Annotated in this window: 20 protein-coding genes; 10 read left to right on the top strand and 10 right to left on the bottom strand. The window is 43.6% G+C overall.

The annotated features are described in order from the left end of the window. Window positions 1-7: 7 nt before the first annotated feature. Window positions 8-2,251 carry a TonB-dependent hemoglobin/transferrin/lactoferrin family receptor gene (locus B9T20_RS03690; RefSeq protein WP_094489869.1) on the bottom strand — a complete coding sequence of 748 codons (2,244 nt, stop codon included), beginning with the start codon at window positions 2,249-2,251 and terminating at the stop codon, window positions 8-10. 305 nt (window positions 2,252-2,556) lie between these two features. Between B9T20_RS03690 and B9T20_RS03685 the strand changes: the two genes are divergently transcribed. The 9 genes from B9T20_RS03685 to B9T20_RS03645 all read left to right on the top strand — a co-directional run bounded on the left by B9T20_RS03685 (window position 2,557) and on the right by B9T20_RS03645 (window position 10,685). Then, the gene (locus tag B9T20_RS03685; RefSeq protein WP_094489039.1) at window positions 2,557-3,918 is read left to right on the top strand and encodes a cytochrome c; all 1,362 of its coding nucleotides are present in this window, start codon (window positions 2,557-2,559) and stop codon (window positions 3,916-3,918) included. Then, entirely contained in the window at window positions 3,918-4,820 is a 903-nt protein-coding gene (locus tag B9T20_RS03680; RefSeq protein ID WP_094489868.1) for a c-type cytochrome, read from the top strand. The genes B9T20_RS03685 and B9T20_RS03680 overlap by 1 nt, the downstream gene beginning before the upstream one ends. A 95-nt stretch (window positions 4,821-4,915) precedes the next feature. Further along, a complete protein-coding gene (locus B9T20_RS03675) occupies window positions 4,916-5,782 on the top strand; it encodes a tetratricopeptide repeat protein (protein ID WP_094489867.1) in 867 nt (288 codons plus the stop codon). A gap of 596 nt (window positions 5,783-6,378) precedes the next feature. Continuing rightward, window positions 6,379-6,849 carry a bacterioferritin gene (gene bfr, locus B9T20_RS03670; RefSeq protein ID WP_063455337.1) on the top strand — a complete coding sequence of 157 codons (471 nt, stop codon included), beginning with the start codon at window positions 6,379-6,381 and terminating at the stop codon, window positions 6,847-6,849. Window positions 6,850-6,858: 9 nt separating this feature from the next. Further along, on the top strand, window positions 6,859-7,323 hold the full coding sequence (gene bfr / locus B9T20_RS03665) for a bacterioferritin (RefSeq protein WP_008315601.1): 465 nt from the start codon (window positions 6,859-6,861) through the stop codon (window positions 7,321-7,323). 127 nt (window positions 7,324-7,450) lie between these two features. After that, a complete protein-coding gene (locus B9T20_RS03660) occupies window positions 7,451-8,188 on the top strand; it encodes a MipA/OmpV family protein (RefSeq protein WP_018122835.1) in 738 nt (245 codons plus the stop codon). 9 nt (window positions 8,189-8,197) lie between these two features. After that, on the top strand, window positions 8,198-8,956 hold the full coding sequence (gene cysZ / locus B9T20_RS03655) for a sulfate transporter CysZ (RefSeq protein WP_094489866.1): 759 nt from the start codon (window positions 8,198-8,200) through the stop codon (window positions 8,954-8,956). A gap of 62 nt (window positions 8,957-9,018) precedes the next feature. Beyond that, window positions 9,019-9,594 carry an RNA pyrophosphohydrolase gene (locus tag B9T20_RS03650; protein ID WP_018122837.1) on the top strand — a complete coding sequence of 192 codons (576 nt, stop codon included), beginning with the start codon at window positions 9,019-9,021 and terminating at the stop codon, window positions 9,592-9,594. A gap of 107 nt (window positions 9,595-9,701) precedes the next feature. Next, on the top strand, window positions 9,702-10,685 hold the full coding sequence (locus tag B9T20_RS03645; protein WP_094489865.1) for an MDR family oxidoreductase: 984 nt from the start codon (window positions 9,702-9,704) through the stop codon (window positions 10,683-10,685). 50 nt (window positions 10,686-10,735) lie between these two features. On the opposite strand, the gene B9T20_RS10175 is transcribed toward B9T20_RS03645, so the two are convergent. From B9T20_RS10175 to gmk, 9 genes are all read right to left on the bottom strand, one after another. Continuing rightward, on the bottom strand, window positions 10,736-10,909 hold the full coding sequence (locus B9T20_RS10175; RefSeq protein WP_008315608.1) for a hypothetical protein: 174 nt from the start codon (window positions 10,907-10,909) through the stop codon (window positions 10,736-10,738). A gap of 120 nt (window positions 10,910-11,029) precedes the next feature. Then, a complete protein-coding gene (pnp, locus tag B9T20_RS03640; RefSeq protein WP_094489864.1) occupies window positions 11,030-13,129 on the bottom strand; it encodes a polyribonucleotide nucleotidyltransferase in 2,100 nt (699 codons plus the stop codon). Between the two features lie 181 nt (window positions 13,130-13,310). Then, on the bottom strand, window positions 13,311-13,577 hold the full coding sequence (gene rpsO / locus B9T20_RS03635; RefSeq protein WP_077925807.1) for a 30S ribosomal protein S15: 267 nt from the start codon (window positions 13,575-13,577) through the stop codon (window positions 13,311-13,313). Between the two features lie 94 nt (window positions 13,578-13,671). Beyond that, the gene (locus B9T20_RS03630; RefSeq protein ID WP_233491547.1) at window positions 13,672-14,154 is read right to left on the bottom strand and encodes a DUF192 domain-containing protein; all 483 of its coding nucleotides are present in this window, start codon (window positions 14,152-14,154) and stop codon (window positions 13,672-13,674) included. Continuing rightward, complete coding sequence (locus tag B9T20_RS03625; protein WP_094489862.1) at window positions 14,147-15,361, bottom strand: cupin domain-containing protein; 1,215 nt, start codon at window positions 15,359-15,361, stop codon at window positions 14,147-14,149. Before B9T20_RS03625 ends, B9T20_RS03630 begins: the two co-directional genes overlap by 8 nt. Then, on the bottom strand, window positions 15,358-17,715 hold the full coding sequence (locus B9T20_RS03620) for a CHASE2 domain-containing protein (protein ID WP_233491545.1): 2,358 nt from the start codon (window positions 17,713-17,715) through the stop codon (window positions 15,358-15,360). Before B9T20_RS03620 ends, B9T20_RS03625 begins: the two co-directional genes overlap by 4 nt. After that, window positions 17,690-19,888: a bifunctional (p)ppGpp synthetase/guanosine-3',5'-bis(diphosphate) 3'-pyrophosphohydrolase gene (locus B9T20_RS03615; RefSeq protein WP_094489860.1), complete on the bottom strand. Its 2,199-nt coding sequence runs from the start codon at window positions 19,886-19,888 to the stop codon at window positions 17,690-17,692. Before B9T20_RS03615 ends, B9T20_RS03620 begins: the two co-directional genes overlap by 26 nt. A gap of 18 nt (window positions 19,889-19,906) precedes the next feature. After that, on the bottom strand, window positions 19,907-20,167 hold the full coding sequence (gene rpoZ / locus B9T20_RS03610; RefSeq protein WP_008315617.1) for a DNA-directed RNA polymerase subunit omega: 261 nt from the start codon (window positions 20,165-20,167) through the stop codon (window positions 19,907-19,909). Between the two features lie 77 nt (window positions 20,168-20,244). Then, a complete protein-coding gene (gene gmk / locus B9T20_RS03605; RefSeq protein WP_008315618.1) occupies window positions 20,245-20,877 on the bottom strand; it encodes a guanylate kinase in 633 nt (210 codons plus the stop codon). Window positions 20,878-21,058: 181 nt separating this feature from the next. Between gmk and B9T20_RS03600 the strand changes: the two genes are divergently transcribed. Further along, window positions 21,059-21,700 carry an invasion associated locus B family protein gene (locus tag B9T20_RS03600; RefSeq protein WP_094489859.1) on the top strand — a complete coding sequence of 214 codons (642 nt, stop codon included), beginning with the start codon at window positions 21,059-21,061 and terminating at the stop codon, window positions 21,698-21,700. Window positions 21,701-21,732 lie beyond the last annotated feature (32 nt).

The following is a 21,732-nucleotide window of genomic DNA, read 5'->3' as shown; positions in this document are numbered from 1 at the left end:
TCTGCACTTAAAAACTGATGGTGACGGATAATCCTGCATTGATGCCAGGCTCAGTCCCACGCACCACATCACGCAGTGTGGTTTGATTCATGCGATTGCCCCAGTTCCAATGTTTCTTATCCAATAAGTTATAAATCCCCGCATTGATGCGGATGTTATCATTCGGGCGATACTCGCCCACTAAATCAAGCGTGCCGTAACCTGGCATTTTGGTGATGCCATTTTTACGCAACGCAGTTGAAATCTCTTTAGCCTTTTTCGGTGCCACAAGCTTCAGATTCAGCCCCACAAATGCCGTATCGCTGTAGCCATAACTCATACCGATGATGCCGGTTAACGGTTCAACGCTGTCAATGGGCTCTTTGGTTTGATTGTCTTTGCCTTTTGCATAAGCGGCATTGAGATTTAAGCGCAACTGAGCATCATTGTTCTGCAATTCAAGCACACGAATGCTCGCTTTACCTTCTAAGCCATAAATATGACTTTTATCTAAATTCACGGATTGATGTAAACGCACGCCATTTCTATGCCCCACCACTTTAAGCTCTTCAATGAAGTTGTCATATTTGGTATAAAACGCCGCAATAGACGCTGAATTGATCTCATCATTAAAGTTCCAACCGAGCTCAAAAGTTTTGCTGGTTTCTGGCTTTAAATCAGGATTCGAGATCGCTGTATAACCGTGGGCAAGGTTCGAGAATCCAACATTGACCGCATTAAAACTCGGGGCTTTAAAGCCTTCTGCATAGTTTGCATAGATGGTGTGATGATCATGGGGATAATACAGCACCGCTAAACGCTTCGATAAATGCCCTTTATTTAAGCCAACAGGTGCCAATACACCCGGATTGGCCTCTAAGAATGGTCCGCCCTGCTGAACTTTTAAGGAGTAATGATCATAACGCAACCCTAAAATCACCTCTAAACGATTGTCTAAAAAGCCGATGCGATCTTGTGCAAATAAACCATATTCATGAATTTTAGAATCTGGGAAGCTTTTATTCGGGAAGGTTTGCGTTTCTGTGGATGCACCTGTTTGACGATTAAAAGAGTGACCTAAACGCAAAGTCTTCACTTTCGTGTGTTTATAATTTGCACCATAGCTCAATTCATGGGAGATTGAACCCGTTTCCAAGGCTTTATAGAACTCTGTATTAAAGCCCACTTGTTCATTTTTAAAGTGAGATTGTCTGAAGCGATCTTCGGTAAAAACGCCGCGCGCTGTATGTTCACGCGCTTCCGTCACCGATTGACGCGCTTTGGTAGATTGGTAATACCCCATCACATGCCCACGATCAAACATTGGTGTTTCTACATTAAAGTCATAACGTACATTCATTTGCTGACGAATGTTGAGCATATTTGTATGGTGCGCCGAAAACGTTGGCATACCAGGAAATGCCATAGGCTTTTCACCTATTCTATTGGCAGCATCATCCCAAGCGTGACTATTAAAATACTCATAACTTAAAGCAAAACGATGTTCATCACTTGGCTCAAACACCACTTTAGATAAAATATTTTTTACATTCGCTTCTGCAGGATTTGGATGCGTGCGCCCTGCGCCTAATAAATTTTCGCTATAAGCTTTGCCTTCATAGTTACGGCGCTCGTAATGTTTACGAAATGAAGCGCGCACGAATGCAGATAAAGTATCGGTGATTTTTGCCGCGGCCGTTGCCGTCACCAATTGATCACGATCTGCCGTGCCATAGCCAAATTTCACTTCGCCGCCATAACGCTTGCCCGCACGGATAAAATCACTTGGATCTTTCGTTTCCATGAAAATACCGCCCGCTAAAGCGCTGCTGCCGTACAACATCGAAACAGGGCCTTTGATGATGTCAATGCGCTTCATGGCATCCACATCAAAATAGCCTTGTCCCATGTCGGTATAACCGCCACCAAATTTAAATGCCATCGGGATTGGTGCGCCGTCAATGGCAATCATCACGCGATCATCACCCACGCCACGAATGCGCACATTATCCATGCGCCCTGTAGACGTCATGTCCACATTCACGCCTGCTTCATAACGCAATGCATTGCTTAAATTCGTTGCCCCAACACGCTCCATTGTTTCACTGTCTACCTGAGATAAACTCGTTGCGGCTTCTTCGGCAACGCGCTCATCTTTCAGTGCAGCCACCACAACACGCGTGGTACCCACATCTTTTGGGGTTGAGGATTCTGCGGCGGCAGTGCCGATCAATGACATTAAAACAGTGAACAAAATGGTGCGCTGATGCATGACTTTCCTTCAATGTAACTAAAAGTGAATACCAAATGATATTAATTCCTATTTGCTTATTATTAGTATTTATCACTGATTGTCAATAATATTTTATGATTCTCTTTTAAATTATTTATTAAGCATTGTTTCAAAGGGGACAAAAATGGTCCCCAACACCGCACGAGCCCGGTAATAGCAATGGATTTTGACAAGCATCAACTTTTGATGGATAAAAGGTCAAAAGTTGTAAATATTTGCCATTAATTTTGTAAATTAAGGTATACATATAGCTGATTTCGATAACAAAAAACATGAGGATAACTATGAAAAAATTACTCATCCGATTGGCGATTCTTGGTGCTGTCGGCGTCACCGCTGCGGTGGCTGGCTCTTTTATGATCATTAAAAGCCGCACCCATGACATTGACACATCCACACAAGCCACGAGCCCAGAACAACAACAAGCTTTAATCGCTCAGGGTGAATACATTGCACGGTTATCCGACTGCGCGGCGTGTCATACTGTGCCAGGTGGCACGGAATATGCCGGTGGTTTAGCGATGCAAACGCCATTTGGCGCCATCTATTCCACCAATATCACACCAGATAAAGAGACAGGGATTGGCAATTACACATTGCAAGAGTTCGCCAATGCTGTCAAACATGGTGTGCGTAAAGATGGTGCGCCGCTCTATCCTGCGATGCCTTATGCCTCTTACACCATCATGCCCGACTCTGACATGGTGGCGATGTATGAATACTTTATGAATGCGGTGCCTGCTGTGAAGCAAGAAAATGCACCCACAACTTTCCCTGCCATCATGAGCATGCGTTGGCCGGTGGCTTATTGGCAGATGCTTTTTGCACCCATCCGTGAATTTAAAGGCAACAGCGCATTAAGTGGCATTGAAAATCATGGGGCATACATTGTTGAAGGTCCGGGTCACTGCGGCGCTTGTCATACGCCACGCGGCATTGCGTACCAAGAAAAAGCCCTCACGAATGATTCAAGTGATCTCTTCTTATCCGGTGCACTCATTGATGGTTGGCGTGCAAAAAGTTTACGCGGTGAAGGTCAAGGCTTAAAAACTTGGTCTGAAGATGAAATCGTAGAATTCTTAAAAACAGGGCGCACAGATAAAGTGGCTGCCTTTGGTGCAATGGGCGATGTGGTTGAACACAGCTCGCAATATTGGACAGAACAAGATTTAAATGCTGTGGCCAGCTACTTAAAAACATTGTCCCCAGCGCCGGGTAAATCCTTAGAGTTAAAAACTCAACCCGATACCACCACTGACCTTCTCTTAACCGATACATTCAGAGCGCCGGGTGCCGTATTGTATATGGAACATTGTACAATTTGTCACCGCGTTGATGGTGAAGGTGTGCCACGCATTTTCCCTGCGTTGAACCAAAACACTGCCATCACGGCACAAAATGCACAATCGGTCATTCAAATCACCTTAGAAGGCGGCGTGATGCCAGCAACACCGGCAGATCGCATGGCATTTGGCATGCCCTCATTTGCACACTTAAGCGATGAAGAAGTGGCCACGGTCATCAACTTCATCCGCAACTCATGGAACAACGTATCCCCTGAAGTGAGTCCACAAGATGTTGCTGAGATTCGTCATTTCCTTGCCAATAAAGCCCCAAACATTTCCTCAGTGAAGGAGGATAAATAATGAAAAAACAACTCATTTTATCATTCAGCACCCTTGCCCTCTTCGTTGCGACTGCTTCAGCGTCTGCGTATACATTAACCCCCGCTGATCCACAAAAATATCCAATGGTGAATGCAGAAGGTCAACCTTTACCCGATTATGTGGTGCCATCCGATTTAGACATTGAAAAAGAGCCAAATGCTGATCAAATCTTTTATGGTAAAGAGCTCTTAAACGCCACAAAACGCTTATTGCCTGACAATGTTGGCGCGATGATGAACTGTAACAGCTGCCACATTGACGAAGGTAAAGCAGAATATGGCGCACCTTACTTAACCACAGTGCATCAGTATCCTAAAGTGATGCCGCGTGCGGGCAAATTGGTCACCATCGAAGGGCGCATCAATGGTTGTTTCCAGCGCTCTATGAATGGTAAACCGTTAGATCCTGAATCAAAAGAGATGAAAGCCATGGTGGCTTACATGACATGGCTCAGCGCTTCTCAACCAGAAGGTGCTAAAGTTAAAATCATGAATGCAGGCCCAATTGATGAATCTTTAGTGCCTGATCCTGTCAATGGCGCACGCATCTATGCTGAACATTGTGCTTCTTGTCATGGCAATGATGGCGAAGGCTTAAAAGATCAACGCGGCAACATCATTTTCCCACCACTTTGGGGCGATGAATCCTTCAACATCGGTGCAGGCATGGCACGTACTTATAAGGCCGCCGCTTTTGTGAAATACAATATGCCAATGGGCGTGAGCACACACGGTGATTGGGGACAAGGCAATGGCGGTACATTGACCGATCAAGAAGCTGTGGATGTGGCTGAATTTTTCACCCATCAACCGCGCCCCGATTTTGCGGGCAAGGTCAATGACTGGCCAAATGGTAAAAAACCCAAAGATGCCCGTTATTAATCTTTAATTTAATTGCTAAGCCATTCTCTGAATGGCTTTATTTTTTGGAGATCATCTATAATACTAGGGACAACTCACCAAGACGGGTCACATCCATGAAAAAATTACTTTTACCGATTGTTTGCGCAGTGCTCCTCGCGGGCTGCCAATCCATTCCCAGCCACAAACTGACCGATGAAACCGCAGATAGCCTCTATCATAAAGGGATGCAAGCGCTTTCTCCCATCAATCGTGATGTGAATCCAAAACGTGCTAAAGCCTATTTTGAAGCCGCCAGCGAGAAAGGTTCAGCTGAGGCAAATAATGCCCTTGGGGTGATGTATGATCAAGGCATTGCTGTAAAGCAGGATAAAAAGCGCGCATTGAATTATTACAAAGCCGCCGCCGACATGGGATTGGCCGCGGCCCAATACAATCTTGCGGTACATTATTATGAAAATGATCCCAAAAATCCTGCGCTCATGTATTACCTCAATGAAGCATTGAAACAAAATAACAGTAGTGCACAACTCTTTTTAGGTCAAATTCAGCTTGAGCAAGGCGAAGATAAAAAAGCCTATCGCAATCTCTCTAAAGCCGCTGCCCAAGAGCAACCGGATGCTTTAATGCTGATCGCGATGATGAACAAAGAAGGCAAAGGCACGCCTAAAGATTCAGCAGCGGCACGCCATCATTTAATGCAAGCGATAGAGCTCGGTCAGCCGGATGCTGCCTTCATTTTAGGCTCCATGTATTTATATGGTGATGGCGCACCAAAAAATCCCGCTAAGGCATTGAAGTATTTTGAGAAAGCTGCCGAGCTTGGGCATACGAAGGCGCTAGTAAACTTAGCGATCATGCATGTGAAGGGCGAAGGTACTGAAATTGACCTCGAAAAAGCCGCAAAATTGTTCAAAATTGCAGCAGATCGCGGGGATGAGCAAGCTAAACTTGTGATGCTCTCTTTACAAAATAAAAAATAAATCATTGATATTTATTATTTTTATGGGTATTACTCTAAAATGATTGCCGTCATGATTACCCATTAATTGACTACATTTTAAATACAAAATTATGGTCAAGTTTTTAAGTAAAGGCGGCAATTTTATTTAATTTCAAATGTTTAATAAATTTAACAGAACAATTATGTGTGATTTGACCTCAGAAAATGTTTAAAAAAATACATTTATTAACATTTCTCACAATAAAAAATTGACATTTATGCATATCCTGATAATATATCACTCGACATCTAGAAATTCTGGATGTTCTCCTCCATATCCTCCTTTGGTGGTTATTTTGCCGAAATTCAGTTTTCGGCTTTTTTTTGCCCAAAATTTACCCACCATGCGCCACATCAATTTGAGAATGAGAGTTGTTTCTCATTGATGCCATTAAGAATGGGCAAGCGATTTGGCGGAATCAAACATAAAATGCAATTAATCATCATTATTAGACGATAATCATACGCAAATAAGTAATAATATTATCAATTACTTATACAAAAAGTACGCTATCAATTTTCCTGCAATCATGTATAATTATTGTGTGAATTAAATAAAACCTAAGGAGAATACTCATGAAAGGAAGCCAAAAAGTCATTGATTACTTAAACGTATTATTAGCTGGTGAATTGGCCGCGCGTGATCAATACTTTATTCACTCATCGATGTATGAAGAATGGGGTTATAAAAAATTGTATGAGCGCATTCATCACGAAATGCAAGATGAAACCGAACATGCGCAATTGATCATTGCACGCTTATTGTTGTTAGAAGCCACGCCAAACATGGTGCCTGAAAAAATCAACATTGGCTCCACCGTTGAAACCATGTTACAAAGCGATTTAGATCTTGAACTCAGCGTGCGTGAAGCCCTCAAAAAAGGCATCAAATTGTGCGAAGAAGAGCAAGATTACGTAACGCGTGACATGCTTGTGGTGCAATTGAAAGACACCGAAGAAGATCATGCTCATTGGCTTGAAAAACAACTTCGCCTCATTAAAACGATCTCTTTACCGAACTATCTTCAAGATCAATTGAACGGTTAAGGAGGCGCTATGAAAGTTGACCGCGTGGTGATTCAACACTTAAACAAAGTGCTTGGCCAATACTTAATTTCCATCAACCAATACTTTTTGCATGGTCGCATTTTAAAGAATTGGGGTTTTGAGTCATTGGGCAAAACCATCTATAAAAAATCCATCGAAGACATGAAAGAGTCGGATGATTTGATCGAGCGCATTTTGCTCCTTGAAGGTTTACCAAATCTTCAAGATCTTGGCAAAATTCTCATCGGCGAAGATGTGCCAGAAGTGTTAAACAGCGACTTAGCCTGTGAATACAATAAGCGCACTGTGCTTGTCGATGCCATCAAATTGTGTGAAGAGAAAGAGGATTATGTCTCTCGTGATTTGTTAGAGCATTTGCTTGAAGAGAGTGAAGAGTACATCGATTATCTTGAAACACAACAAGAGCTCCTCGCTGAATTAGGCTCAGAGAAATATCATCAATCCATCATTTAATGATGAGTCTAAAAGCGCCGCACTGCGGCGTTTTTTTTGCCTTCAAAAACACATCGATCAAGACACAAACTTGCGCAATTACGCTACAATAACGGGATCAACATCACATTATTTTGAGGATTGATCCATGAAGAAAATTGCACTCGCCCTTTTATTTCTAACGCCAATGAGCGCGATGGCGCAAGAACAATACAGCCTTGGCTTAGGTGTGGGCTATCAACAAAAACCGTATGTGGGTGACAATTCAAGCTGGGTGCCTGTGCCCCACTTTGAATATCAAAACGGCCGCTTTTTCATCAAAGGATTAAAAGCAGGTTTATTCATTGTGGATACGCCCACAACGAAAGTGGACACCCATTTACGTTATCAATCCCTTAATTTTAAGCCAAAAGATTCAGAAGGTGCGCTGCGTGATCTCAATCGCCGTAAATCCACCATTGAGCTCGGTGTGGGCGCGATGCACATTTTCCCCAGCCAATTTTTCGTGAGTGCAGACATTGATGCAGATATTTTAGGGCGCAGCAAAGGCGTCAATATTGATGCTGGCGGCGGGATCATCCACAATTTTAATGATCACTTTAAAGTGATTCCAAAAGTGGGTGGCATTTGGTCAAGTAAAAAGCACAATGATTATTATTATGGCGTCTCTCGTGAGGAATCCGCGCGCTCGGGCGTCACTGAATACAATCCTGACAGCAGCTTTACACCTTATGTGGGCGTTGGCACGGTGATTGATGCGACAGACAATCTCCATCTTTTTGGTGGCGTGCAGGTGAAATTCTTACCCAGTGAAGTCAAAAATAGCCCCATGACCAATCGCTCTGCCCTCTCTAGCTTCGCCCTTGGCATTAACTATAACTTTTAATTGTTGATCATGAACGCAAATCAAAACAACACACACAATCGCGGCGGTTTACACTACTTTACGGAAGGTTGGCGCTTAACGCTCCATCCTGGATTAAAGCGCTATGTCTTTTTGCCCATTTTGGTGAATATCCTCATCATTGGCGGTGCATTCTATGGCATCTATACGCAATTAAGCAGCTGGATGAACGGGATCATGAGTTATGTCCCAGGTTGGCTACAATGGCTGAGCTACCTCATTTGGCCGCTTGCTTTATTGTCGATTGTGGTGTTTTTTGGTTACTTCTTTAGCACCCTAGCGAACATCATTGCTGCGCCCTTTAACTCGATGCTTGCGGCAAAAGTTGAGATCATGCTCACAGGACATACGCCAAGCGATGATTCATGGATGAGTTTAGCTAAAGATATCGGGCGCTCACTTCAGCGCGAGATGCAAAACTTGGCTTATTATCTGCCGCGCCTGATTGGCATTTTACTGCTCTTTTTAGTGCCTGTGATTGGCACCTTCATTGCGCCGATTGTGCTGTTTGCCTTTAACGCATGGATGATGGCGATTCAGTATAATGATTACAGTTTTGACAATAACAAAGTGAGCTTTCCCAACATGCGCGCCCGCTTAATACAGGATCGCACGGATAATTTCATCTTTGGCGCGTTGGTGAATTTAGTGACCATGATTCCCATCATCAATCTCTTCATCATGCCGGCTGCGGTTTGTGGTGGCACCCTACAATGGGTTGAAAAATATCGCCGCGATTTCGTCAAATAAATTTGGTTTTAATTAGCCTTTGTGGAACAATAGAGCCATTAAATTTATTCAAGGTTTACATTATGATTGACAATGACGGCTACCGCGCGAACGTTGGCATCATCTTGTGTAATCGGGACAAAAAACTTTTTTGGGGTCATAGAATAGGGCATTTAGATTCATGGCAATTTCCTCAAGGTGGGATCGATGATAACGAAACTCCCGAAGAGGCAATGTATCGAGAATTGAAGGAAGAGGTAGGTCTCTCTTCTGATGATGTAAAAATTTTAGGAAAAACTAAAAGCTGGTTAAGGTACCGTTTACCACAACGACTGATTCGCAAAAATAACTCTCCGCGCTGTATTGGACAAAAACAGATTTGGTTTCTGTTAGAACTGACGGCGGATGAAGATGCCATTGATTTGGCATTTTTTGACACGCCAGAGTTTGACCATTGGAAATGGGTGGAATATTGGCATCCCATCAATGAAGTCATTTATTTTAAGCGCAAAGTGTACAATCGTGCCCTCGTTGAGTTAGCACCCGCGCTCTTTAAAGGCATGCCGATTCCTGAAAAGCCTCTGTATGAGAAGCGTTCAGAGTTTCGACCAAAGCAACGTGTGCGCCGCTCTCTCTTTCGCATGAGAAGCAGAAGCTAATTTGATCACTAAACCTATGCAATGCATGGGTTTTTTTATATGCCCTTGCCCGCAATATTGCTACACTGTATCCATTCAGCTTCAACCATAAAACATAAGGAGTGACCATGACTCATCGCGCCATTGTGATTGATAAAAACCCTGATTATACCGCCACACTCATGACATTAGAGGAAGATGCCTTACCTGAAGGCGATGTGGCAGTGGATGTATTGGCATCGACCCTCAATTATAAAGATGCCCTAGCCATCACCAATCGTAGTCCTGTAGTGCGTACATTCCCCCTTACGCCCGGCATTGATCTGGTGGGAAAAGTGACCGCTAGCCATTCCAGCCGTTTTAAAACAGGCGATTTGGTTCTGCTCAATGGCTTTGGCGTGGGTGAGTTGTATTCAGGTGGACTTTCAGAAAAAGCCGTCTTAAAGTCTGAATGGCTCATTCCCTTACCCACTCAATTTAGCGCCATTGATGCCATGACCATTGGAACCGCAGGCTATACTGCCATGCTCTCCATCATTGCACTTGAACAACATGGCATTCAACCTGAATCGGGTAAAATATTGGTAACCGGTGCAACCGGTGGTGTAGGTAGTTTTGCCGTCTATCTGTTGGCACAATTGGGTTATCACGTCATTGCAGTGACGGGTAAAGAGAGTGCGCATGAGTATTTACGTGCCCTTGGTGCAAAAGAAATGATTGCGCGTTCAGAGCTCAGTGAGCCCGGTAAACCCCTTCAAAAAATGCGTTGGATGGGGGCGATTGATACCGTGGGCAGCCATACATTGGTCAATGTACTTGCCGGTACAGAATATGGCGGATGCGTTGCAGCATGCGGTTTAGCACAAGGCTATGATCTACCAGGCACCGTGATGCCCTTTATCCTTCGCAATGTCACCCTTCGCGGCATTGACAGTGTGATGCGCCCATTACCCGATCGCATTGAAGCCTGGGATCACTTAGCGACATTGATTCAGCCCGGTGCCCTTGAGCACATTCGCACCCTCATCAGCCTTGATGATGTGATGGATGCGGCACATGAGCTCATTGATGGGAAAATCACCGGCCGCCTTGTGGTGGATTTATCCCTTTAACACAAAAAAGCCCTGAGTCATCAGGGCTTTTTGACATCGTTTGATCAAGCTTACAATGTGCAAGCGCCGCCTGCGCAGCCTTTATCTTCCACTTCTTCGTATGCATGTTTTTTTGTGCTTTCGATCGTGATGCGATCATTGGCACAAAAAATACAATCCTCACCAGATTGCGCATTAAAGTAAGCTTCCATTAACTCTTTCTCACACGTATGACATTTTTTCATCGCTTGCCTCGATCACTCAAATGATTAGAAAAAGTAGATTATACGCGCTCTGAAATTTTCGGCACGCAATAAAAAAGCCAAAAATCATTTTGGCTTTTTTAACTCATTTAATTCAATGGATTATTCTGCAGCGGCATCCACATCTTTCATGGTTAAACGAATGCGGCCTTGTTTATCAATTTCCAAGACTTTAACGCGAACCACTTGACCCACTTGAACGTAGTCAGAAACGTTTTGAATGCGCTCTTCAGATGGAATTTGTGAAACGTGAACCATACCATCGCGGCCTGGCATCAAGTTAACAAATGCACCAAAGTCCATGATGCGCACAACTGGCGCTTCGTAGATTTTGCCCACTTCGATGTCTGCTGTGATTTCTTCAATGCGTTTTTTCGCTTCAGCTGCTTGATCTGCATTAGAGGCTGCGATTTTGATGGTGCCATCATCTTCAATTTCAATCACAGCACCTGTTTCTTCAGTGATGCCACGAATTGTTACGCCGCCCTTACCAATCACATCACGGATTTTATCAGGGTTGATGCGGAACACTGTAAAGCGTGGTGCAAATTCAGAAATTTCAGGACGCGCAGTGTTCAACGTTGCACTCATTTCATCAATGATGTGTAAACGAGCCACTTTTGCTTGTGCTAAAGCTTGTTCCATGATTTCTTTAGTGATGCCGGTGATTTTGATGTCCATTTGAAGCGCAGAAATACCATCCGTTGTACCTGCCACTTTAAAGTCCATATCACCTAAGTGATCTTCATCACCTAAGATGTCTGTTAAAACAGCAAAACGATCACCTTCTTTGATTAAGCCCATTGCGATACCGGCCACAGGTGCTTTTAAAGGTACGCCTGCATCCATCAAGGATAAAGATGCACCGCACACAGATGCCATTGAGCTTGATCCGTTAGATTCAGTGATTTCTGACACAACGCGCACTGTGTATGGATACTCTTCCATGCTTGGCAATACAGCTTGTACACCACGTTTAGCCAAACGACCATGACCAATTTCACGGCGCTTAGGTGAACCCACCATGCCAGTTTCACCCACAGAATATGGAGGGAAGTTGTAATGGAATAAGAATTTATCTTTGTATTCACCATCTAATGCATCGATGATTTGTGCATCGCGGTCTGTACCCAATGTGGTCACAACCAAAGCTTGCGTTTCACCGCGTGTGAACAATGCAGAACCGTGCGTACGTGGTAAAACACCAACGCGTGAATGGATTGGGCGAACCGTTGTCGTATCACGGCCGTCAATGCGTGGTTTACCATCTAAGATGTGATCACGCACTAAACGATAGCTCATTTCATCAATCACCGCATTGATGGCATCTTTTGTATAGCCATTGTCTTCAGTCGCCAATGCTTCCAAAGCTTCTGTTTTCAATGCATCAATTGCGGCATAGCGATCTGCTTTCACAGAGATGCTGTAAGCTGCTTCTAATTTTTCAGCCGCAAATGCTTTCACAGCTGCTTCTAATTCAGCGTCTTTTTCAACCGTTTGATATTCAAATGTTGTCACGCCAACTTCTGCACACAATGCGTTGATATTTTCAATCACCACTTGCATTGCATCATGACCGAACATCACAGCGCCAAGCATCACTTCTTCGCTTAACAATTCTGCTTCTGATTCAACCATCAATACGGCATCTTTTGTACCTGCAACCACTAAATCTAATTGAGAAGTTGCCAATTGTTCTTTAGATGGGTTTAAAAGATATTCGCCATTTTCATAACCAACGCGTGCTGCACCCAATGGACCTGCAAATGGTAAACCAGCCAAAGAAACAGCCGCAGAAGCACCGATCATCGCAGGAATGTCAGGATTCACTTCAGGGTTAATGGACACAACTGTTGCGATCACTTGTGTTTCGTTGGTAAAGCCTTCTGCAAATAAAGGACGAAGTGGACGGTCGATCAAACGGGCGATCAATGTTTCACCTTCAGAAGGACGACCTTCGCGGCGGAAGAAACCACCAGGGATTTTACCCGCTGCATATGTGCGTTCTTGATAGTTCACAGTGAGTGGGAAAAAGTCACGTGATGGATCAAATTTAGTCGATGCCACACAAGTGACAAATACCACAGTGCCATCCACGTCCACTTTAACGGCAGCATTCGCTTGACGTGCCATTTCACCCACTTCTAATACAACCTTTTGGTTGCCATACATAAATTCTTTTTGAATTGCTTTTAATTCCATAATTACCTCAAAATTAAACATTTGCGGTAAAAGCTTTTGATCCAAGGGAGCTGACAAAACATTCTCACTAAAACGCTTTATCAGAACCCTTCAAAACACTTTTACCAATGACAAAAGCCCTCACAGCACAACTGCAAGGGCTCGCTAAACTACATAATCATCTGCATCATGTGTGTGCTGATTAACGACGTAATTGTAAACGCTCAATCAAAGTTTGATAACGCGCTAAATCTTTACGTTTTAAGTAGTCTAACAACTTACGACGTTGGTTAACCATTTGTAATAAACCACGACGTGAGTGATGATCTTTTTTGTGTGCATCAAAGTGAGCACGAAGCGCATTGATGTTGTTTGTTAAAAGTGCAACTTGTACTTCAGGAGAACCTGTATCGTTTTCGCCGCGAGCAAATTCAGCAACAATGGCTGCTTTTTTTTCAGTTGTTAACATAAAAAATAAAACTCCAAATAAAATTAATTGTTGTCAATGGCGATGACAGCATAATTGTGGGTGATTATACCGAGAAATTTACTAAAACAAAAGTTTAATCTACTTTTTTCAGGCGATCCCCGATGTTAATTCCCAATCGTGCACGCTCGCCTTGACCGATCTCTAATACATACTGCCCAGGGGCTTTTGATGGATAAGAGGGACAAGGATCCTCAAGACACGGAATGGCTTCAGCATAATCAACCAGCACGCCTTCATTGTCAAAATAGAGAATGTCTAATGGGATTTTTGTGTTCTTCATCCAAAAGCTCAAAGGCTGCATTTTATCAAACACAAACAGCATGCCTTGATTTTCCGGAAGAATATAGCGATGCATCAAACCATACGCTTGAGCACGCGGTTTTGTTGCCAATTCCACGCGAATCGGTTGATCATTGATGGTAACAGTTGCCAATGCTAAATGCGATTGCGGATGAACTTCATCAAGCGGCTGCCAAAAACTTTGCGCCATTGCGCTTGGCAGTAACGCCATTGCCCCAAGCAATGGCAAAACCGTTTTCAGGATGCGTTTAGTCATGATCGCACTCATCATCACAATCGTGATCATGGTCATCACCATCAAAGAAGGCAAGGAAACCTTGATTGACCAGATCCACAATGAATTCAGACGCCACTTCATCGCGTAAAAATTGCTTCATTTTACCAGGGCTGTATTGGCGATTTTCACATAAGAATTGCACCAATTTGGTGTGTTTTTTATCCAATGCAAAGCACTCACCATTGGCATAGAGCACCACATCATCCAATGTTTCACGGAAATAAAAGGCAACGCTTGGCACACGCTCAATGTCTGCGCCATCTTCTAACAAGCCCAATACTTCATCAGCACTGAATGCCTCTTCAAGCATTTCAGGCTCTTGCCCTTCTTTGCTCTCGCTCATAAAGCGCCCAAACCAATCAGCCACTAGATCACGATTGTGATGTAAGCCCTCTTCGATCACTTTCATCACACGGTCAATGTCATCATCATTGAGTTCTGTTGAGAATTCACGCGGTGCTAAATCAGGATCTGCATAACGGGCATCGGGCGCTGTGAATTGCACAATGTCTTCCACAAAATCATGGATCATTTCACGATGTTTAGGGGCACGAAAACCCACAGACCAAGTCATGCTCTCGCCAATGGCCACACCAAAATGGCCAATGCGTGGTGGCAAATACAATAAATCCCCAGGTTCAACGATCCACTCTTCGCTGACGTTAAAGTTTTCAATCAAGCGAATTGGCAAGCCTTCTACAAAGTCGTTTTCAGAGACTTCATCATAACTGATCTGCCAGCGCTTTTTACCCATCCCTTGGATTAAAAACACATCATAATCATCCCAATGCGCGCCCACCGTGCCTTGATCCACCGCATAGCTCACTTGAACGTCATCTAAACGCCATTCAGGAATGAATTTAAATGGATCACTCAATACGCGCATTTGTGGCATGAATTTTTCCACATCATTGACGAGCAATACCCATTTTGTATCCGGTAAATTGGCAAAATCTTTTTCTGCAAACGGGCCACATTTTAATTCCCAATTGCGCTCTTCAAACACAAAGCGCGAGGGCACGCCCTCTTCACAACTCAAACCAGCCACTTCATCGGCCGTCATCGGGTCCATAAAATCTTGGAACGCGTTTTTCACAAACAGTGGTTTTTTTTGCCAATATTCTGCTAAAAATTGTTCAATCGTGAGTCCGCCTAAAAAACGGACGGGCTTATTTGCCTTCATCATAAAAACATATCCTTTTTCGCTTTCTGATCCGAAATATAATTGTTCACCTCTTCCATCGAAGCAAGTGGCAAATAGAAATAAAAGAGCGTGCCGACATTCTCTTGCGACTCATAATGAATCGTGCCGCGCATGCGCTCAATGAATGCTTTAGAAATGCTTAAGCCTAGCCCGGTTCCTTTTGAACGATGCTTTGCATCATCGGCTTGGGCAAACTTCATAAAGACTTTGTCTGAAAAACTTTCAGGAATCCCAACGCCATAATCCTCAACGTCAACGCGCACGCATTTCCCATCTAACATCACGCGCACATCAACGCGACTGTCCGGTTTTGAGAATTTAGCAGCATTGGATAAAAGGTTACTCATGATCTGCGCTAAGCGATCAGAATCGCCCATCACATAAATGGGATATGAGGGCAAATGCCCCACAATCGTCACCCCTAAATTTTGTGCATACAATTCATTGACCTCTATCGATTGGCGCACTACGCTCACAATATCGATGGTTTTGAGGTGAAAATCAAGGGTGCCAAGCTGAATCTTCTGAATGTCTAAGATATCATTGACCAGACTCAATAAGCGGTCACTGTTGCGCGATGCCAATTCCAATAACTTTTGTGCCTTTTGCGGAATCTCACCGGCAATCCCACTGTTCATTAAACCTAATGAACCTTTGATGGAGGTGATCGGTGTGCGAAGCTCATGAGACACCGTTGCCACAAATTCTTGGGTGATGAACTCTGCACGCTTTTGATCGCTGATGTCACGAATGATGCATGCAAAATTCACCTCACGCTCAGAAGATGCGCTCAAACGGGACAATAAAAGCGATGTGGGAATGCCATTAAAACGTGGATTACTGGAGGCCAACACGCATTCCACCTGCGTCGAATCATTGACATCCATTAAGGTTTTAAACAGCTCGCGCGTGCTGATCTTGCCGCCACCATGGGCAATGTCGAACTGAAAGTATTGATCCAAGCTTTTGGCATTCTCAACGCTGTCTAAATCAAAAAAATCCAGCGCCGTCACATTCGCAGTGATGAGTTCACCATGTTGATCTGTGGAAACAATACCAATTTGTAAACCATCGAGTAAAGCTTTGAGCTGCTCTTCACTGTTACGCAAATCCGCCCAAATTTTCTCTTTCTCATTCATCTCTTGGGCTAAACGTAGGTTTGAGATCACCAATTTTTTGGTGCGGTCAGCAACGTTTAAGTTCAGCGTACGGTTTGCCTCTTTTAAGCTCAAATGAATGCGCACAATGGTGTAGACAAAAATCACACTGATCATGGCAAATGAGAGCGCAATCGGCGAATACCAATAATCATAAAAATAAAAGAGCAAGAAAGTTACAGCGGTTAAAAAACCAATGTACAGAAGTAAAATGGCCACCGTCATCACGGGCGTTGCAAAAATCGCCACAATCGTCATACCCACAACAGAACTCACCATTGCCAAGGTATTAAACGCTGTGCCAGCATATTCCGTCACCGCATGGGTGCGAAGTGCCTCAAAAATTGAGGCCTGAATCTCAACCCCTGTTTTAAACGTACTGTTTTTTAAAGATGAACTGCGCATGCGCTCGCCAATGCCGGAGGCACTGACGCCCACAAACACCACTTTATCTTTAAATTCTGATGGGGCAATTTTCCCCATAAATACATCAGAAAATGAGTAGATCGGATAATTGCGATCCAATGAATAGACAAAACGAATGGGATCTTCCAACTCATCACGATACAGGCTTGCGGCATCCGGTAAATGCGCATCTTTTTGTGCCAACACATCCAAAATGGCAAATGAAAAGCTTCGCATGCCATCTAAATAGGGATCGATCGAGCGCACAATGCCATCTCCATCAATGTTCACATCCACATGCCCAAAGTGCGCCACATCATTAAAAGGAATCACGCCATCTGAGGACAAAAAAAGCGGTTTTGGCAACACAACAGACCCATGTTGCTCAATGGCTTTTGACAACAATGCATCCCCAGAGCTGCTTTCTGTGAACAAAATGTCATAGGCAATCACTTTTGCTCCCATTTTGGTGAGTTCGCGAATGAGCCCGGCATGATATGCCCGTGGCCAAGGCCAGATTTTTTCAAGCGTGCGAATGCTTTTATCATCAATGACGATCATCACAATGTCGCTTTCATTGCTCAGCGCTTGAGATTTTTTATCGATGAAATAGTCGTACAGTGAATACGATAAATTACTGGTGACAGCGGAGGATTTGAAAAAGAAGAACATCCCCGTCATTGAAAGTATCAAAATGACGGCGATGATGATCAGTCTAAATCGCCCCGTGGTTTGGCCATGCTGGCCATTAACCAACGATTTGGGCCTCATCATTTTGTCGACCGATGCGTACAACGTTTTCAAGTTTTTTCAAATTACGGAAAACATTGGCTAAAAATTGACGATCTGACACATGAATCACCATCCATAAGCGGCTGTAACCTTCATTGATGGTTTGTGAACGCAGATCATTAATATTGATCTCCATGTTCATCAATTCATTAGTGATTTGGGCGATGACACCGCGGCGGTTACGAATGATGAAGGAGAGTTGTACAGGGAAAATACCTTTTTCTTGATGCTTCCATGCCAACGGATAACAGCGCTCAGGATGTTTCGTGGCCGCTTCAATGGCGTTACGGCACTCAATGCGATGCACTTCTAATTCCCCTAAGCGTGGCTGCCAATAGCCCACAATATTATCGCCCGGAATGGGGTAACAACACTCTGCAAATACGGTTTTCTTCCCTTGTGCCCCTTCAATGGTTTGTGCATTATCTGTGGTGTGATGCGAGTGTCGATACTCTTGCGTCACATCTAAACCATGAGCTTCTAAACGATTGATGATGAAGGATGCAGGACGCTTTCCAGAACCAATCTCTGCATACATATCTTCCACCGACTCAATGCGCAGCTCTTTGGCCAATTTATTGAGAATCTCTTCAGAGAGTTTTGCCACCGGAATGTTTTTCTGCTTCATGGCATTTTCAAGGAGATTTTCCCCAATCACCACCGCATCTTCATAGCTCAATTTACTTAAGTAACTGCGAATGGCTGAGCGCGCTTTCGCCGTACGTACAAACTCTAGCCATAAAGGATTGGGCTGTGCACTTTGGGAAGTTTGGATCTCCACCGTTTGTCCTGTGACCAACACTTGTGCCACCGGTGCAAATTTTGCATCAATTTTTGTGGAGATGCAGTGATTGCCAATGTCTGAGTGAATGGCATAAGCAAAGTCAACGGCTGTGCTGCCTTTTGGCAACTCAATGATGCGACCATTTGGTGTGAAGACATAAATTTCTGATGGGAAGAGATCTTCCTTCATTGATGCCATGAACTCTTCAGAAGAGAGCATGCTGTTTTGTAATTCTGTGACAGAATCTAACCATTCGCGCGTTTTATTTTTCGTGTAATTTTGCTCGCGATACACTTCACCATAACGCCAGTGAGCGGCAGCGCCTGCTTCTGCGATGATGTGCATCTCTTTGGTGCGAATCTGTACTTCAACCGGTAACATGTTTGCCCCAAACACCACGGTGTGTAAGCTTTGATAACCATTGACTTTTGGAATGGCAATGAAATCTTTAAAGCGGCCAATGATGGGTTTATTGAGGCTGTGGACAATCCCTAATACGCGATAACACTCATCAACACTGTTGACAATGACACGAATGGAGAAAATGTCCGATAATTGCGACAATGAGCCGCGTTTTTTAAGTTTACGATACAAGCTCCATGCGTGCTTTTCACGGATTGCAATGCGTGCAGAAATACCAACGCTTGAGACTTTTGCCTGAATGGCATCACGAATGGCTTGTAAAGTGGGTCCTTGAGAGATGCGTTTTTTATTCACAAACTCTAACAACACACGATAACGCATGGGATAAATGTTCTCAAAGCAGAGGTTTTCAAGCTCTGTTTGTAAAGCAAACATCCCTAAACGCGCGGCAATCGGCGTATAAATGTCCAATGTATCTTTAGCAATGCGGCGTTTTTTGTAAGGCGCTAACGCCCCAAGGGTGCGCATATTGTGCAAGCGATCGGCCAATTTAACCATAATGACGCGAAGGTCTTTGGTCATCGCTAGGATCATTTTGCGAAAGTTTTCAGCTTTTGCTTCTAATTTTGAGCTGAATCGAATCTTGGTGAGTTTACTGACACCATCGACAATGATGGCGGTTTCGCGGCCAAATTTTTCCGCAATCTCCTCAAAGGTGATGTCCGTATCTTCAATCACATCGTGCAGCACAGCGCCCACGATGGAGTCCACATCAAGTTGCACCAATGTTAAGATCAGTGCAACTTCGATGGGATGGAAAATATAGGGTTCGCCAGAACTCCTCGATTGTCCTTGATGCGCCCACGCACCGAAAAAGCAAGCCTCTTTAACCAAAGCGACTTCTGCTTTAGTCATATAACGGCTAACGCATAACTCTAACTCTGCAACTTTGGCAAAAAATGCCTCGTTCCAAAGTGCCATTTCTTCAGGTAGCTTAATCGGTTCCATGTTCACATCCACATTCAATTAAAATTCGAATGCTGTTTCTGGTTTGAAGCTTTCAACGATGACGGGTTTTGGCTTCACATTCAATTTTTTAATCTCATCAATCGTAATGAGTTCTTCGGCAATTTCACGCAACGCTTGAACCGTTACTTTTTCAGTGGAAGGTGGCAATTTTGTTTCTGCACCCAACGCTAACTGATGCGCACGGCGAGAAGCCAACAACACCAATTGGAAACGGTTTTCTACTTTGTCTAAACAATCTTCTACGGTCACACGTGCCATAAACTAAAACTCCTAATATTCTTACAAAAATAACTACATCAATAATAACCAAAATATCGGTTCAGCGTACTGAAATCTTATTGCTCAAGCAAAGAGCTAATCAATAATTTGTGACGCTCTTTTTGTGGGGCTGTTTTTAAACGCTCTGCCATAATGATAGAACGTAAATTTGCCAATGCGAGATCAAAGTCATCATTCACCACTAAATAATCAAAATCTTTATAGTGACTGATCTGATTGCTCGCATCTTTCATGCGATTTTCCACCACTGCAATGCTGTCTTCATTGCGAGCAAATAAACGGGCGCGCAGCGTTTCTAAAGACGGCGGCAAAATGAAAATGCTGATTGCTTCCGGATGGCTAATGCGCACTTGCTCAGCGCCTTGCCAATCGATCACGAGCACCACATCCATACCGTGTCTGAGTTTGCTTTTCACCTCTTTCCAAGAAGTGCCGTATTGTGCATTGAACACACGCGCTGTTTCCACAAAGCCGCCTTCTGCTTTTAAGGCTTCAAAGGCTTCATCGGTCACAAAGTGGTAATGCATCCCATCTTTTTCGTTCGGTCTTGCTGCACGAGTGGTATGGGTCACAACACGACAAATATCAGGTGTACATTCAAGTAATTGGCTCACCAATGTTGTTTTACCGCCACCCGATGGCGACGAAATAACATAGAGATTGCCCAAAAACTTTTCGCGCTCACACATTTTTTCACTCACTTTTATTTGTCTTTTAAGGGGGTGTCATTATACAAAATTTACCTTTCCTTTGTCTGATTAAAACACTGTTATACATACAAGTTGCCACGGATTCACCTTGATTTCGGCCTAAATCTGCGTAAAATAAACAAAGCACAATATTGTCAACTTCATATTCAATGAGGATTTTATGTTTAAAAAAGTACTGGCTGCATCATTATTAACATCATCACTTCTAGTGGCAGCAAATGCTCAACAAGGTCCCGATTCCATCTATAAAAAGAAACATCAAGATTGGACAGTTGAATGCTTTGCGGCACCTAACAATGCAAAAGAGTGCCAAATGTTTCAACAAATCACCATGGTGGCACCTGCGGACGCAAAATTACCAAAAGATCAACAACGCCAAGTGCCGATTTTAAGAACATCTGTGACATTGTTTGACAAACAACCTGTGATGATCTTTGCTGCACCTTTAGACGTTCAATTGAGCGAAGGTTTACAATTGCGTTTAAACAGCAACAACAACGATGGCAAAATCTTCATCACTGTTAAAGGTCAAGATGAAGCAGGCAAACCAAAAGACATCGATACAGACATCGCACAAATCAACTTTGAGCGCTGCTCTACTTTTGGTTGTATCGCAGCATTGCCAATGGATGTGGATGTGAGCGGTAAATTGATGGGTAAATTCCAAAAAGGCAGCAACCTTTTTGTTAATTTCACATTTGATTCTAACGCTGACAAAAACAGCCCTGCACACATCAAAGCACAAGTGCCATTAAAAGGTTTTACAGCCGCTTATGATGATTTATTAGAACAATCTAAATAAATGCAACTCATGCTGCACAAACCTGATCAACT

Source organism: Wohlfahrtiimonas sp. G9077, from assembly GCF_002252155.1.
In the GTDB taxonomy this organism is placed as follows: Bacteria; Pseudomonadota; Gammaproteobacteria; order Cardiobacteriales; family Wohlfahrtiimonadaceae; genus Wohlfahrtiimonas.
This window is presented reverse-complemented; position numbering and strand designations above follow the sequence as displayed.

Bases quoted from the DNA above. Each gene is read 5' to 3' on its own strand.
- B9T20_RS03625 (WP_094489862.1), bottom strand. From the start codon at position 15,361: ATGATGAAGGCAAATAAGCCCGTCCGTTTTTTAGGCGGACTCACGATT.
- bfr (WP_063455337.1), top strand. From the start codon at position 6,379: ATGAAAGGAAGCCAAAAAGTCATTGATTACTTAAACGTATTATTAGCT.
- B9T20_RS03675 (WP_094489867.1), top strand. From the start codon at position 4,916: ATGAAAAAATTACTTTTACCGATTGTTTGCGCAGTGCTCCTCGCGGGC.
- rpoZ (WP_008315617.1), bottom strand. From the start codon at position 20,167: ATGGCACGTGTGACCGTAGAAGATTGTTTAGACAAAGTAGAAAACCGT.
- B9T20_RS03660 (WP_018122835.1), top strand. From the start codon at position 7,451: ATGAAGAAAATTGCACTCGCCCTTTTATTTCTAACGCCAATGAGCGCG.
- pnp (WP_094489864.1), bottom strand. From the start codon at position 13,129: ATGGAATTAAAAGCAATTCAAAAAGAATTTATGTATGGCAACCAAAAG.
- gmk (WP_008315618.1), bottom strand. From the start codon at position 20,877: ATGTGTGAGCGCGAAAAGTTTTTGGGCAATCTCTATGTTATTTCGTCG.
- B9T20_RS03620 (WP_233491545.1), bottom strand. From the start codon at position 17,715: ATGATGAGGCCCAAATCGTTGGTTAATGGCCAGCATGGCCAAACCACG.
- B9T20_RS03615 (WP_094489860.1), bottom strand. From the start codon at position 19,888: ATGGAACCGATTAAGCTACCTGAAGAAATGGCACTTTGGAACGAGGCA.
- rpsO (WP_077925807.1), bottom strand. From the start codon at position 13,577: ATGTTAACAACTGAAAAAAAAGCAGCCATTGTTGCTGAATTTGCTCGC.
- bfr (WP_008315601.1), top strand. From the start codon at position 6,859: ATGAAAGTTGACCGCGTGGTGATTCAACACTTAAACAAAGTGCTTGGC.
- B9T20_RS03645 (WP_094489865.1), top strand. From the start codon at position 9,702: ATGACTCATCGCGCCATTGTGATTGATAAAAACCCTGATTATACCGCC.
- B9T20_RS03685 (WP_094489039.1), top strand. From the start codon at position 2,557: ATGAAAAAATTACTCATCCGATTGGCGATTCTTGGTGCTGTCGGCGTC.
- B9T20_RS10175 (WP_008315608.1), bottom strand. From the start codon at position 10,909: ATGAAAAAATGTCATACGTGTGAGAAAGAGTTAATGGAAGCTTACTTT.
- B9T20_RS03650 (WP_018122837.1), top strand. From the start codon at position 9,019: ATGATTGACAATGACGGCTACCGCGCGAACGTTGGCATCATCTTGTGT.
- B9T20_RS03680 (WP_094489868.1), top strand. From the start codon at position 3,918: ATGAAAAAACAACTCATTTTATCATTCAGCACCCTTGCCCTCTTCGTT.
- B9T20_RS03600 (WP_094489859.1), top strand. From the start codon at position 21,059: ATGTTTAAAAAAGTACTGGCTGCATCATTATTAACATCATCACTTCTA.
- B9T20_RS03630 (WP_233491547.1), bottom strand. From the start codon at position 14,154: ATGACTAAACGCATCCTGAAAACGGTTTTGCCATTGCTTGGGGCAATG.
- B9T20_RS03690 (WP_094489869.1), bottom strand. From the start codon at position 2,251: ATGCATCAGCGCACCATTTTGTTCACTGTTTTAATGTCATTGATCGGC.
- cysZ (WP_094489866.1), top strand. From the start codon at position 8,198: ATGAACGCAAATCAAAACAACACACACAATCGCGGCGGTTTACACTAC.